General features: G+C 59.1%; 13 protein-coding genes. 4 read left to right on the forward strand and 9 right to left on the reverse strand.

Annotated features, from left to right (window positions below; translation table 11 throughout):
- Positions 1-22: 22 nt before the first annotated feature.
- The 9 genes from msrQ to mrcB all read right to left on the reverse strand — a co-directional run bounded on the left by msrQ (position 23) and on the right by mrcB (position 10,018).
- The gene (gene msrQ, locus KCG88_RS30450) at positions 23-643 is read right to left on the reverse strand and encodes a protein-methionine-sulfoxide reductase heme-binding subunit MsrQ (RefSeq protein WP_047289217.1); all 621 of its coding nucleotides are present in this window, start codon (positions 641-643) and stop codon (positions 23-25) included.
- Positions 643-1,656, reverse strand: coding sequence for a protein-methionine-sulfoxide reductase catalytic subunit MsrP (gene msrP, locus KCG88_RS30455; RefSeq protein WP_047289220.1), 1,014 nt, complete (start codon positions 1,654-1,656; stop codon positions 643-645). Before msrP ends, msrQ begins: the two co-directional genes overlap by 1 nt.
- Positions 1,657-1,719: 63 nt before the next feature.
- Positions 1,720-2,577 (reverse strand): CDP-diacylglycerol--serine O-phosphatidyltransferase, encoded by an 858-nt coding sequence (gene pssA / locus KCG88_RS30460; RefSeq protein ID WP_011063487.1) that lies wholly within the window; start codon positions 2,575-2,577, stop codon positions 1,720-1,722.
- Positions 2,578-2,723: 146 nt separating this feature from the next.
- Positions 2,724-3,740 (reverse strand): ketol-acid reductoisomerase, encoded by a 1,017-nt coding sequence (gene ilvC, locus KCG88_RS30465; RefSeq protein ID WP_007959661.1) that lies wholly within the window; start codon positions 3,738-3,740, stop codon positions 2,724-2,726.
- Positions 3,741-3,785: 45 nt separating this feature from the next.
- A complete protein-coding gene (gene ilvN / locus KCG88_RS30470) occupies positions 3,786-4,277 on the reverse strand; it encodes an acetolactate synthase small subunit (RefSeq protein WP_011063488.1) in 492 nt (163 codons plus the stop codon).
- 2 nt (positions 4,278-4,279) lie between these two features.
- Positions 4,280-6,004 carry an acetolactate synthase 3 large subunit gene (locus KCG88_RS30475; RefSeq protein ID WP_011063489.1) on the reverse strand — a complete coding sequence of 575 codons (1,725 nt, stop codon included), beginning with the start codon at positions 6,002-6,004 and terminating at the stop codon, positions 4,280-4,282.
- Positions 6,005-6,595: 591 nt separating this feature from the next.
- The gene (locus KCG88_RS30480; RefSeq protein ID WP_047289223.1) at positions 6,596-6,931 is read right to left on the reverse strand and encodes a YqcC family protein; all 336 of its coding nucleotides are present in this window, start codon (positions 6,929-6,931) and stop codon (positions 6,596-6,598) included.
- On the reverse strand, positions 6,931-7,677 hold the full coding sequence (locus KCG88_RS30485) for a tetratricopeptide repeat protein (RefSeq protein WP_047289227.1): 747 nt from the start codon (positions 7,675-7,677) through the stop codon (positions 6,931-6,933). Before KCG88_RS30485 ends, KCG88_RS30480 begins: the two co-directional genes overlap by 1 nt.
- A 16-nt stretch (positions 7,678-7,693) precedes the next feature.
- Positions 7,694-10,018: a penicillin-binding protein 1B gene (gene mrcB, locus KCG88_RS30490; RefSeq protein WP_047289229.1), complete on the reverse strand. Its 2,325-nt coding sequence runs from the start codon at positions 10,016-10,018 to the stop codon at positions 7,694-7,696.
- Positions 10,019-10,133: 115 nt separating this feature from the next.
- On the opposite strand from mrcB, the gene KCG88_RS30495 reads away from it, so the two are divergent.
- The 4 genes from KCG88_RS30495 (at position 10,134) to KCG88_RS30510 (ending at position 13,420) form a co-directional block, all read left to right on the forward strand.
- The gene (locus KCG88_RS30495) at positions 10,134-11,690 is read left to right on the forward strand and encodes an AAA family ATPase (protein WP_047337825.1); all 1,557 of its coding nucleotides are present in this window, start codon (positions 10,134-10,136) and stop codon (positions 11,688-11,690) included.
- Between the two features lie 93 nt (positions 11,691-11,783).
- Complete coding sequence (locus KCG88_RS30500; RefSeq protein ID WP_047289233.1) at positions 11,784-12,128, forward strand: pentapeptide repeat-containing protein; 345 nt, start codon at positions 11,784-11,786, stop codon at positions 12,126-12,128.
- Positions 12,129-12,333: 205 nt separating this feature from the next.
- On the forward strand, positions 12,334-12,606 hold the full coding sequence (locus tag KCG88_RS30505) for a TfoX/Sxy family protein (RefSeq protein WP_011063495.1): 273 nt from the start codon (positions 12,334-12,336) through the stop codon (positions 12,604-12,606).
- 13 nt (positions 12,607-12,619) lie between these two features.
- Complete coding sequence (locus KCG88_RS30510; protein ID WP_047289235.1) at positions 12,620-13,420, forward strand: cyclic nucleotide-binding domain-containing protein; 801 nt, start codon at positions 12,620-12,622, stop codon at positions 13,418-13,420.
- Positions 13,421-13,441: the final 21 nt, after the last annotated feature.

Genomic DNA, 13,441 nt, shown 5'->3' on the forward strand with positions numbered 1-13,441 from the left:
AGAATCTGCCGTCAAGGGTTAATTACGATTTTGTTGCAGAAGATGCTTTTTTCGCGATTAGGCGCGGAATCCGGCGCATGACAGGAGGAACACGCAGCAGCAACAACAGCCCCCCTATAGAAGCGTAGACCGACCACTCCTTCAGATCCGCCCGGACAATCCATAGCATATGCAGCAGCCCCAGCCCCAGGATGAGATAAACCAGGCGATGCAGCTTCTTCCACCGCGCCCCCAAGCGGCGCTGGCTATAACGATTGGACGTCACAGCCAATAACAGCAAAAGAAGGAACCCCAGGCTTCCGACAAAGATATAGGGGCGCTTGCGCAACTCAACTCCCAGCTGCGACCAGTCCAACCCCAAGATGAATACCCCATAAGCACTCAGGTGCAGCACTACATAAGCGAAGCACCACAACCCCAACTGTCGACGCACAGCGATCCAGCCCGGCCACCCCGTGAGTTTTTGCAAAGGAGTCATGCCCAAGGTGATCAACAACAGCACCAACGTGCCCAATCCCAGACGATCAACCAGCACCTTGCCCGGGTCCGGTCCCAGGACCGAAGCCCAAGCCTCATACAGCCAATACAGCGGCCAGATAGCCGCAGCGATAAAGACGCCGATACGCCAGAACGAATAACGCATCAATAGTTCTTCCGCAGATCCATGCCGCTATATAAAGAAGCGACTTCATCCGAGTAACCGTTGAACATCTGGGTTTCCCGCACATTGGGACTGAACAGACTGCTGGGTAGGCGCCGCTCCCGGGCCTGGGTCCAGCGTGGATGATCAACCGTCGGATTCACATTCGCGTAAAAACCATATTCGTTAGCCGCAATGCTTTGCCAGGTAGTCTTGGGCTGCTCGCTGACCAGGCTGATGCGCACAATCGACTTCACACTTTTAAAGCCATATTTCCAAGGCACTACAAGGCGCAACGGCGCACCATTCTGGTTAGGCAGCTCACGCCCGTACATCCCCACCGCAAGAATCGCCAATGGATTCATCGCCTCATCAAGACGCAAGCCCTCGACATAGGGCCAGTCGATCAAGGCAAAACCGGAGCGCTGGCCCGGCATACTCTTGGGATCCTGTAACGTTTCAAAGCGAATGAACTTGGCGTTGCTGGTGGGCTCCACCTGCTTGAGCAAGGCAGAGATTGGAAAACCTATCCAGGGAATCACCATCGACCAGGCCTCGACGCAGCGCAGTCGATAAATACGCTCCTCCAGCGAGTAGGGCTTCATGAAATCTTCCAGGGCGTAGCGGCCTGGCTTAGCCACCTCACCATCCACGACCACACTCCACGGCTGAGTCTTGAGCGCGCCCGCGTTGGCTGCCGGGTCCCCCTTGTCAGTGCCGAATTCGTAGAAGTTGTTGTAGTGGGTCGCATCCTTGAAAGGCGTGATCGCCTCATCCTTGACGGTTACAGCTTGCCACTGAGTGGTGGACAGTTTGTCGGAGAACCACCCGGGAGCCTGGCCTGGCTCTACATCGGCATAACGCGACACGTCCTGTGCTGCTGCCCAGCGCGGCAAGCTGGCAAACGCCATGCCCGCAACCGCACCACTGAGCAGGCTGCGTCGAGAGAGATAAAGAGATTCGGGTGTAATCTCCGACTCATTGCAGTCGGACGACTTGGGGAATTTGAATAACATGGCAACTCCGCAGCATTGGAGGACAGATGTACCAATAGACTGCGGAGTATGGGGGAAATTACATCACTCGACGCTTTTGCGACGACGCAAATGCAACAGGTACTGAATAGGACCCGACGCCGCATAGGCCAGGAACACCAAGAGCAGAATGCGTGGCGGATCGCTGAACACCACCGCAAACACCAGCACCACTGCCAGGATCGCCACGAAAGGTACACGCCCCTTCAGGTCCAGGTCCTTGAAGCTGTTGTACTTGATGTTGCTGACCATCAGCATGCCTGCGGCAGCCACCATCAACGCCACCAGGAACGACATCTTCGACCCCTGGATCCCGTAGTCGCTGAAGGCCCAGACAATACCGGCCACCACACCCGCCGCTGCCGGGCTGGCAAGACCGATGAAATAGCGCTTGTCTGCAGTACCGACTTGAGTGTTGAAACGTGCCAGACGCAAGGCCGCGCCTGCCACATAGATGAAGGCGACCATCCAGCCGACCTTGCCCATGTCACCCAGGGCCCAGCCAAAGGCCAACAACGCCGGCGCTACGCCGAATGCAACCATATCGGACAGCGAGTCGTATTCGGCGCCGAAAGCACTCTGTGTGTTGGTCATGCGGGCAACACGTCCATCCAGGCCATCGAGCACCATGGCCACGAAAATGGCGATCGCGGCAAAGGCAAAGTACTTGCTCGCCCCGGCCGCATCTCCGGCGCTCATTGCACTCTGGGCGCTCATGGAGCTAATGATGGAATAGAACCCCGCGAACAGGTTCGCAGTGGTGAACAGATTCGGCAGAAGATAGATACCACGATGCCGGACTTTACGGCCTTCAGCGTCATGCCCTTCTTCGACATGCTCATCGATCGGTAGCAGGCTTTCGGCGTCAGAGGCCTGGTTTGGCTCTTCGGGACGTTCGCTCATGGACATTACCTTGCAACGGTGTGAAAAGTTTCGACAGATACCCAGGGCCGCGATTCGGCCACAAAGGATCCAGCTTTATACCAGAACCTATCCATGCAAACGAAAAAACGCGGCCTAGGCCGCGTTTTCCCTGACAAGACTCGAACTTAGTTCTTGGCTTTGTCGACGATTTTGTTAGCACCGATCCAAGGCATCATCGAGCGCAGTTGCTCGCCGATGATTTCGATACCGTGAGCGGCGTTGTTACGACGCTTGGCGGTCATCGATGGGTAGCCGGTAGCGCCTTCGCTGATGAACATCTTCGCGTATTCGCCGTCCTGGATGCGCTTCAGAGCATTGCGCATGGCCTGACGGGATTCGGCGTTGATGACTTCCGGGCCAGTCACGTACTCGCCGTATTCAGCGTTGTTGGAGATCGAGTAGTTCATGTTGGCGATACCGCCTTCGTACATGAGGTCAACGATCAGCTTCAGTTCGTGCAGGCACTCGAAGTAGGCCATTTCTGGAGCGTAGCCAGCTTCAACCAGGGTTTCGAAACCGGCTTTGACCAGTTCGACGGTACCGCCACACAGAACAGCCTGCTCACCGAACAGGTCGGTTTCAGTCTCGTCCTTGAAGGTGGTTTCGATGATGCCGGTACGGCCGCCGCCCACGCCTGCGGCGTAGGACAGGGCAACGTTCTTGGCGTTGCCGGAAGCGTCCTGGTAGATCGCGATCAGGTCAGGAATACCACCGCCCTTGACGAACTCGGAACGTACGGTGTGGCCTGGAGCCTTCGGCGCGATCATGATCACGTCGAGGTCGGCACGAGGCACAACCTGGTTGTAGTGGATCGCGAAGCCGTGGGAGAAGGCCAGGGTAGCGCCCTTCTTGATGTTCGGCTCGATTTCATTCTTGTACAGCTGGGACTGGAACTCGTCCGGGGTCAGGATCATGACCAGGTCGGCACCGGCAACGGCTGCAGCAACGTCGGTCACCTTCAGGCCGTGGGCTTCTGCCTTGGCAACGGTAGCCGAGCCTTTACGCAGGCCGACAGTCACGTCCACGCCGGAATCCTTCAGGTTGCATGCTTGAGCGTGGCCCTGGGAACCGTAGCCGATGATGGCAACTTTCTTACCCTGGATGATCGACAGGTCGCAGTCTTTATCGTAGAAAACTTTCATGAATTTCCCCTATATCAGGCCGTTCCGGCCATTCGCTAATTTGAGTTAGATGCTCAGTACTTTGTCGCCACGGGCAATCCCGGTGACACCACTGCGTACGGTTTCCAGAATCGATGCGGTGCCGATCGATTGAATGAAGCTGTCGAGCTTGTCGCTGGTACCGGTCAGTTGAACGGTATACACGCTAGCGCTGACATCAACGATCTGCCCACGGTAAATATCGGTGGTGCGCTTGACCTCGGCACGCTGGGCGCCAGTGGCCTTGATCTTGACCAGCATCAGTTCACGCTCGATGTGCGCGCTTTCCGACAGGTCTACCAGCTTCACCACCTCAACCAGCTTGTTCAGGTTCTTGGTGATCTGCTCGATGATCTCGTCATGGCCAACGGTGGTCAGGGTCAGACGCGACAGAGTCGGGTCTTCAGTCGGCGCCACCGTCAGGCTTTCGATGTTGTAGTTGCGTTGCGAGAACAGACCTACAACACGAGACAGAGCACCCGGTTCGTTTTCCAGAAGCAAGGAAATAATGTGCCGCATGATTAAGTACGCTCCGTCTTGCTCAGCCACATATCGCGCATGGAGCCGTCTTTGATCTGCATCGGATAGACGTGCTCGCTGGTGTCGACCTGGATATCGAGGAACACCAGGCGATCCTTCATGGCGAACGCTTCTTCCATCTTCGGCTTCAGATCCTTCAGATCCGTGATACGCATGCCCACGTGACCATAGGCTTCGACCAGCTTGACGAAGTCAGGCAGCGATTCCATATAGGAGTGCGAATGGCGGCTGCCGTAGCTCATGTCCTGCCACTGGCGCACCATCCCCAGCACACCATTGTTCAGGTTGATGATCTTGACCGGCAGATCGTACTGCAGGCAGGTCGACAGCTCCTGGATGTTCATCTGGATACTGCCTTCACCGGTGACGCAGGCGACATCATTATCCGGAAAGCTCAATTTCACGCCCATGGCCGCCGGAAAACCGAAGCCCATGGTGCCCAGACCACCGGAATTGATCCAGCGGTTGGGCTTGTTGAACCGGTAGTACTGCGCCGCGAACATCTGGTGCTGCCCCACGTCGGAGGTCACATAGGCATCGCCCTTGGTGACTTCGCACAGGGTTTCGATCACGGTCTGTGGCTTGATGATGCTGCCGTCGCCCTTGTCATAAGGGAACAGGCCGCGATCGCCGCGCCACTCATCGATCTGCTTCCACCAACTGGCGACCGTCTCCTTGTTCGGGGTATCGCCGATTTCCTTGAGTGCCGCGACCATTTCGGTCAGAACGCTCTCCACTGGACCGACGATAGGCACATCGGCCTTGATGGTCTTGGAAATGGAAGCCGGGTCGATATCAACATGGATGATCTTGGCATTCGGGCAGAACTTCGGTGCACCGTTGATCACCCGGTCATCGAAGCGCGCGCCTACGGCCAGGATCACGTCGGCATGGTGCATGGTCAGGTTGGCGGTGTAGCTGCCGTGCATGCCGAGCATGCCCACGAACTGCCGGTCGGTGCCCGGATAGGCGCCCAGGCCCATCAAGGTATTGGTCACTGGCAGATTGAGCATCTTGGCCAGTTCGGTCAGCGGTGCGGAACCGCCGCCGAGAATCACGCCGCCGCCTGCATAAAGCACAGGACGCTTGGCCGCCAGGAGCATTTCTGCCGCCTTGCGGATTTGCCCGGAGTGACCGCGAACAGCTGGGCTGTAAGAGCGCAGCTTGGCTTTCTTGGGGAAAACGTATTCGAACTTTTCAGCCGGGTTGGTCATGTCCTTGGGGATATCGACCACCACCGGACCAGGACGACCGGATTGCGCCAGATAGAAGGCTTTCTTCATGACTTCCGGGATTTCCGAAGCGTGCTTGATCATGAAGCTGTGCTTCACGATCGGCCGGGAGATACCGATCATGTCGGTTTCCTGGAACGCGTCGGTGCCTACCATGGTGCTGGGCACCTGGCCGGAAATGATCACCATGGGAATCGAGTCCATATAGGCGGTGGCAATGCCGGTAATGGCATTGGTCGCGCCCGGGCCGGAAGTCACCAGTACCACGCCGGCTTTGCCGGTGGCACGGGCATAGCCGTCAGCCATATGGGTTGCCGCTTGTTCGTGACGAACCAGGATGTGGGTCACTTCCGGTTCTTTGAACAGGGCATCGTAAACATGAAGGAGAGCACCACCTGGGTACCCGTAGATATATTTGACGCCTTCGTCACGCAAAAAGCGGACGAGCATCTCACCGCCAGATAAAAGCTCCACGTTGTTCACCTCTAAAACGCCAGAATACCGCCCTCAAAAGGGAGCGGGTCTTAATAGGTTTACTTCTCAGCAGAGCATGAGCGACGGTGGTCGCCGACTACGTCAGCACTGACTGAGCAAGTATTGGGAGCGCCCCAAAGTGTTGCGGGGTTTTCCCACCCAGCGCGAGGTAACGCGTTGCGGGTGTAGCACTTCGGCGCGGATGTGCGCCTCATGATCTGCTGAGTGGGTCTGCTTCTGGCAGTCCCTCTACAGCGGACTTTGGATTCTTCTGTTTCGTCCTCTTCAAGTCAAGTCGTCTATGTGGTTAATTCGAACTAAGCGCATGAGAACGCAAGAAAAAACCCAAAAACGACTGCTGCCTGCGCTTCAATTGCGCAATCTTCGGCAAGCAACTCAGAAATGCGAACCCGGACTTTGGGCGAAACCCTATTGCCAGAGAGCCGAGAGGAACGTCATGCACAGCAACAACAGCAATGCACGGACAGACATGCCCTCCTCCGAGGTGGTCACCACGAGAGAACGAGACTGAAGTGGGCAGCATGGAGGGAAGCGACTGCCAGGCATACCTAGATACCTGGCAGTCGTGATTCAGCGAGTAGCAACGATGAGCTGATCAAACTCTTTAAGCAGAACTCGCAACTGCAGATCGCGCCCCTGCATCGGCCGGGTGGAAAACACCATCTCAGCCATCTCCTGGATACCGGAGGCATTGGGCAGCGGCAGATCCTGCTCCAGGATCACCTTCATGCGCGGCAGGAAGATCCACTGCAGCCACTGCTCGAAATCCAGCGTATCCACGGCAAAAGGCTGGGTACTGGACAGAGCCTCGGCACTGGGTGCCACCTCGTCCCACAGCCCCTGCACACGCAACTCGCGCTCGATTAGCAGCAACTGCTCGGCGATCTTGGGAAAACGTACATCCATCACAGCGAGACTCGGGCTTTCTGCCGTGCCTGGGCGGCACCGGCTGCATCACCCTGCTTCTCACGTGCCTGGGCGATCAATTCCCACAAACTCGCCTGAAGATCAGGACGCCCATTGGCAAAACTCAGACCACGACGGGCAAACTGTTCGGCTTGCGGAGCATCACCCTGGGCCATGCGCACCTGCGCCAGACGGTAGAGCACCTGCGGCTCGCGCGGCGCGACACGCTGTGCGCGCTCAAGACTGGAGGAAGCACCGTTCAGATCGCCACTGGATTGCTGTTGCTGAGCCGTGGTCAGCAGCGCCAGCACTGGCCCGTCCAACTGCTCATCGGCCGACAAACCACCGGCCCGGGCCGACGGAATCCCGCTCGGAGTCGAAGGCATGTTGTAAGTGCCCTGATTGATCGGCGCCGACTGATAAGCGCCACCCTCCACCGGCCCCGGGGTAATCGGCCCGGACGTCACAGGCCCCGGAGTGATCGGCGAGCTGCTGATCGGCGCCGATGCCGTAGCGCCACCGCCCGGAACCATCACCACGACGCCGGAATCTTCCGGAATCGCCTGGGCCTGAGCCTGCGCCGGGCGCTTGATGGTCGTCTGGCGAAAACCTCCGGAGGCGGAAATCCGCTCGCTGTTGGACACGGCAGTGCCGGAATCCACGACGGGAATAGAACCGCGCTGCACACTGGCGCAACCGTTGAGCAACGCCAGAGCTGTAATAGCTGGAACCCACCACTTGTTCACGTCAAACCCTCATCGCTTAGTTCATCCAGCCCTTGACCCAATCCATCACCGAGTCGCCGCCTGCGGGGGTTTCTCCCCCACAGGAAGCACCGGGAGGCGGTTCGCTGCCGCGAATATACGGCATCTGCACAGCCCCCGGACAGTTGGCATCGGAGCCCTGCCCGGTACGCGAATCGACCCAGGCCTGAACCACGTTGTCCGGCTGCGGCATATCCAGCGGCAGCGGGTCGGCCTTGCGCATGAAACTGGTCCACACCTGCAAGGCGCCGGTAGCACCGGTAAACGGCGTCTTGCCGTTATCGTCGCGACCCAGCCAGACCACGGCTAGCAGGTCCTGGCTGAAACCGGCGAACCAGCTGTCACGGGAATCGTTACTGGTACCGGTCTTGCCCGCCAACGCTAGAGTCTTGGGCAACACGTTGTACACCGAGCTGCCGGTGCCCTCGCGCATCACCCGCTGCATCGCGCTTTGAATCAGATAGATCGAACCGGCATCAAAACGCTGCTGAATCTGGAACGGATAGCGCTTGAGCGGCTCGCCTTCCGCTGTCAACACGCTGCGAATCCCGCGCATCGGCGTATTGAAACCGCCATTGGCCAGCGTCTGGTACATGGTCGCCACTTCCATCGGGCTCATGCCCCCCGCCCCCAGCAGCATCGATGGGAAGGCCGGGAACTCGCGGGTCACCCCCAGGCGCCCAAGGGTCTTCAGGACATTGGGCACACCCACTTCCAGGCCGAGCCGCGCAGTAGACAGGTTGTAGGAGTGAGCCAGGCCCTGGTACAGGAACACCGTCCCGTGGGAGCGCCGGTCATAGTTCTGCGGCTTCCACACCTGGCCGTCTGCGCCTTTTACCGAGAACGCCTCATCCGACAGCCAACTGGTCAGGGTGTACTGGCTGGGCTTTTCCAGGGCGGTCAGGTAGACCGCCGGCTTGATCAGCGAGCCCACCGGGCGCACCGCATCCAAAGCCCGGTTGAAACCGGCAAAGCTGGCTTGACGACTGCCGATCATGGCCTGGACCTCACCGGTTTCCGGGTTGGTCACCACCATCGCCGCCTCGACGTCTTCCGAGCCCTTGCGCCCGGCCAGGCGCTTGAAGGTGTCGTTGACCGAGGCTTCAGCCTTCATCTGCAGGATCGGATCGAAACTGGTGAAGATCCGCAGGCCTTCTTCAGTCAAGTCTTCATCACGATAGTCTTCGCGCAACTGACGTTTGACCAGGTCGAGGAAACCGGGGAAGGAACTGTCCGCCAGGCTGCCGCGCTTGGTGACGCCCAGCGGCATCTTCTTGGCCGCCTCCACCTGTTCCGGGGTAGCCACGCCCTGCTGCGCCAGCAGATCGAGCACCAGGTTACGCCGTTCCAGGGCACGTTCCGGGTAGCGCCGCGGGTTGTAATAGGAAGGCCCTTTGACCATCCCGACCAACAGCGCCACCTGGTGCAACTTGAGTTCGGACAGGGGTTGGCTGAAGAAGAACTGGCTGGCCAGACCGAAACCGTGCACAGCACGCTGACCGTCCTGGCCGACGAAGACCTCGTTGAGGTAGGCCTCGAGAATCTCGCGCTTGTCGTAATGCAACTCCAGCAACAACGCCATCATCGCTTCATTGAGCTTGCGCGACAGGCTGCGCTCGTTGGTCAGGAAGAAGTTTTTCACCAACTGCTGGGTCAGGGTACTGCCGCCCTGGCGCATCTGGCCGGCCGAGGTGTTGACCCAGATCGCACGGGCAATCGACTTGGGCGACACCCCGTGGTGTGAATAGAAGTCGCGGTCTTCCACCGCCACCAGAGTTTCCAGCAGATACGGCGGAACCTGATCGATCTTGATCAGGATCCGGTCTTCGAGGTTCTTCGGGTACAGGCCGCCGATCAGCAATGGCTCCAGGCGCACCACCGCGAGCTTGGCCCCCTTGCTGCCGGACAGTTCCGCCACGTAATCGCCGGAGAAGCGCACGCGCACTGGCTGAGCCTGCTCCAGCCCTTCATAGAACTGGAAGCCGCGGGTGTTCAGGTCCACGGTATTGCCATTGACCGAGGCTGCGCCCGGGCCGTTGGCGACACTTTCACGGCGATAGCCCAGAGCGTCGAGCTCCGTGAGGAAATCGTCCTTGCTGAGCTTTTGTCCGACGAACAGCTCAAGCGGGCGGGCGTAGACCTTGGCCGGAATGGTCCAGCGCTTGCCGGAGAATTTTTCCTGGACCACGGCATCGAGGTAAACCGCAAAGCCGGCGAGCACCACCAGACCGACCAGGCTGAGCTTGAGGGCCCAGCCCAGCCAGGGGCGCAGGCCACCAGACGGCGTTTTTTTAGCAGAACGAGGGGATCGGGTACGAGTCATGGCGGCGGATTATACGCACTTTATTCATCGTCAACATGCGCCACCCGAGGTTTGCCTTAGTGCGCTCAACGGCCATAATGACGCCCTCGATTTTCCCGACTCTGAAGGATCGCCTGTGAGCCAGTCACTGATCGCTGCCCTGCAAAACCCAGCCTTGTTTCCTCATCCCGTAGAAGGGTTTCAGGTCATCGAAACCCACATTTCCTGGGTTCTGCTCACCGGCCCCTTTGCCTATAAAGTGAAGAAGCCGGTCAATTTCGGCTTCCTCGACTTCACCAGCCTGGACGCCCGCGAGCACTTCTGCGGCGAAGAGCTGCGCCTGAACCAGCGCCTGACCGACGACCTGTACCTGGAAGTCTTGCCGATCACCGGTAGCGCCGAAGCCCCGGTACTGGGCGGCGAAGGTCCGGCTATCGAATACGTACTGAAAATGCGTCAGTTCCCGCAAAGCCAGTTGCTCAGCACCTTGCAGGCCAACAGTGAGCTGACCACGGCGCACATCGATGAGATGGCCAGGCAGATCGCCCACTTCCACCTCAACGCGCCCAGGGTTCCCGCTGAGCATGAAGCCGGCACCCCGGAGAGCGTGATGGCTCCGGTGCGTCAGAACTTCGAGCAAATCCGCCCGTTCCTCAGCGACAAGGCCGACCTGCAACAACTTGAAGCCCTGGAGGCCTGGGCCGAAACCAGCTTCGAACGCCTCAAGCCTCTGCTGGCCCAACGCAAGAGCGAAGGTTTCATCCGTGAATGCCATGGCGATATCCACCTGGGCAACGCCACCCTGATCGACGGCAAGGTGGTGATTTTCGACTGCATCGAATTCAACGAACCGTTTCGTTTCACCGACGTCTACGCCGATACCGGCTTCCTCGCCATGGACCTGGAAGACCGTGGCCTCAAGAGCCTGGCGCGACGCTTCATCAGCCAGTACCTGGAGCTGACCGGCGACTACCAGGGCCTGGAGCTGCTCAATTTCTACAAGGCCTACCGTGCACTGGTACGCGCCAAGGTCAGCCTGTTCAGCATGCCTGCCGATGCCACGCCGGTGCAGCGCGCCACCACCCTGCGCCAGTACCGCAACTACGCCAATCTGGCGGAAAGCTACAGTACGATTCCATCGCGTTTCCTGGCCATCACCTCAGGCATCTCGGCAGTCGGCAAGAGCCGCGTGGCCATGCGCCTGGTAGAGGCACTGGGCGCCGTTCGCCTGCGCTCCGACGTAGAGCGCAAGCGCCTGTTCGGCGAGCAACAGGTGCCCAACGACCCACACGCTGGCATCTATAGCAGCGAAGCCAGCAGCGCCACCTACGCGCGCCTGCATGAAATCGCCGAAACCATCCTGCGTGCCGGCTACCCGGTAGTGATCGACGCGACCTACCTCAAACGTGCCCAGCGCGATGCCGCGGCCAAAGTGGCCGAGGCCACTGGAACGCCCTGCCTGATCATCGACTGCAACGCTCCTGAGGCGGTGGTTGCCAGCTGGCTGGCCCAGCGTCAGGCCGATCAGAACGATCCATCCGACGCCACTCTGGAAGTGATTGCCAACCAGCAAGCCACTCGCGAAGCGCTGACCGACGAAGAGCTGCTGCGCAGCAAGCGCATAGAAACCAACGAAAGTGGCAGCCTGGACGCCCTGGTTGCCAACATTCGCCAACGCCTCCCAGGCCTGTAAACGGTCATTTCAGCCGTGAAGTGGCAAAGACTTCACGGCTGAAAAATAGTGGCACTATACTGGCGTCATAAATCCAACACTGGTGACGTCGCCATGAGCCAACCAAAACTTCTCGACACCCCGCTTTACGCCCTGCTGCATAAAGACGACATCGTCGGCTTCAACCGCGAACGCCCGAAAGATCAACCCATCGATATGCGCGGCGGTGATTTCCGCGGCCTCGACCTGCGGGAGCTGAACGCACAAGGCATCGATTTCACTGACGCCTACTTTCGTTCCTCGGATCTGCGTGGGCTGGACTTGAGAAACGCGTCCATGGAAGGCGCCAGCCTCGCCCATGCACAGATTTCCGGCGCCTATTTTCCGGTGGAACTGAGCGCCGACGAGATTCTCATGTCGGTCAATTTCGGCACGCGCCTGCGTTACCGCACTCGCTGACCCTCAGCCTGTCCTTGTCCGGCGCTCTGTCCAGCGCCGGCCCTGCTCCACTCTCTCGCCTGCGCCCCTCCCTCCCTTCGATCTTCACTGCTGCGCCCTTAGAAGCATTTGCGTCAAACCCGACCAAAGAACAGCGTGTTTTCTACTGAGCGCTACACTCCTCTGAGGCTGCCCACTCACCATTCGGCCATCGCCAGGAGGCTTAATGAATGATGAACTGCAACACTTGAAGAACCTTGGCAAGACATCGGCACAATGGCTGCATGCAGTGGGCATCCATAGCGCTTCCGACTTGCGCCGCCTGGGCGCGGTAGACGCCTACCGGGCCGTGCGGACCCGTGGTTTTCGTGCATCGAAAGTCTTGCTCTATGCCATTGAGGGCGCCCTGATGGACATGCACTGGAACGATCTTCCCGCCGAACGCAAAGAGGCGTTGAACAAGCAACTGGACGCCATTTCCTCTCGTCACAAAAACTGACTGGCAGAGCCGAATGTATCTAATGGGGGAGCAGCCGGCTTACGCCGACGCCTTGATCAACAGACTGCAAAGCATTCCGCCGCAATTGCTGGACGGGCTTGCGCCCAGCGGCCCGACGTTGGAGCTTGGCCCCATCGCTCAGCTGTCCAGCGTATTGCCCGGCGATCAGTTGTTCCTGCTGGCAAGTGGCGTGATCCAGGCCAGTGTCGAAGAGCGGCCCCTGTTCTACCTGCATGAAGGCGACCTGGTGGGACTGCGGCGCGGTATCGAACACCCGCAGTGGCAACTGCACTGCGATACGCCGCTGCAACTGATTCCCTATCTGAGGACTGAAGTGTTTCGGCATATCCAGGCCGACGTACAACGCTCGGAACTGCTCGTACAGTACCTGATCGGCCAGACCGCCCTGCTGTCCGATGCCATTGCCCGCCTCAAGCCGCCAGAATTGCGCAGCAGCAACGGCTTCAAGCGCGTGGAGGCGGGCGAAAGGCTGATTACCCAGGGGGATGAGGCAGATCATGTGTTTGTCATACTCGAAGGCCATGCACAGGCTTTCGTCGACGGGCACAAGGTCGGCGACGTCCCCAAGGACGAGATTTTCGGCGCCATGGCGGTGTTCACCGGAGAAAAGCGCAGCGCCAGCGTGATCGCCAGCGAACCCAGCACAATCATGCTGATTCCCAAGGATCAGTTTCTCAGCCTGACCCAGAGCAATCCGCGCATTGCCCACAGCCTGATCGAAAGCATGGCGCGCCGCATCGACCTGCTGAACAAGGAAGTGACCCGGCTCATGACGTTGAACACCCCGAACTGACCCCGGATCCCAGGCAGATCC

The sequence above is a fragment of the Pseudomonas sp. MWU349 genome (assembly GCF_017947325.1).
Classification (GTDB): Bacteria; Pseudomonadota; Gammaproteobacteria; order Pseudomonadales; family Pseudomonadaceae; genus Aquipseudomonas; species Aquipseudomonas protegens.

Coding starts and splice junctions, on each gene's coding strand:
- ilvC (WP_007959661.1), bottom strand. CDS start 3,740: ATGAAAGTTTTCTACGATAAAGACTGCGACCTGTCGATCATCCAGGGT.
- msrP (WP_047289220.1), bottom strand. CDS start 1,656: ATGTTATTCAAATTCCCCAAGTCGTCCGACTGCAATGAGTCGGAGATT.
- KCG88_RS30505 (WP_011063495.1), top strand. CDS start 12,334: ATGAATGATGAACTGCAACACTTGAAGAACCTTGGCAAGACATCGGCA.
- pssA (WP_011063487.1), bottom strand. CDS start 2,577: ATGAGCGAACGTCCCGAAGAGCCAAACCAGGCCTCTGACGCCGAAAGC.
- msrQ (WP_047289217.1), bottom strand. CDS start 643: ATGCGTTATTCGTTCTGGCGTATCGGCGTCTTTATCGCTGCGGCTATC.
- KCG88_RS30480 (WP_047289223.1), bottom strand. CDS start 6,931: ATGGATGTACGTTTTCCCAAGATCGCCGAGCAGTTGCTGCTAATCGAG.
- KCG88_RS30510 (WP_047289235.1), top strand. CDS start 12,620: ATGTATCTAATGGGGGAGCAGCCGGCTTACGCCGACGCCTTGATCAAC.
- KCG88_RS30500 (WP_047289233.1), top strand. CDS start 11,784: ATGAGCCAACCAAAACTTCTCGACACCCCGCTTTACGCCCTGCTGCAT.
- ilvN (WP_011063488.1), bottom strand. CDS start 4,277: ATGCGGCACATTATTTCCTTGCTTCTGGAAAACGAACCGGGTGCTCTG.
- mrcB (WP_047289229.1), bottom strand. CDS start 10,018: ATGACTCGTACCCGATCCCCTCGTTCTGCTAAAAAAACGCCGTCTGGT.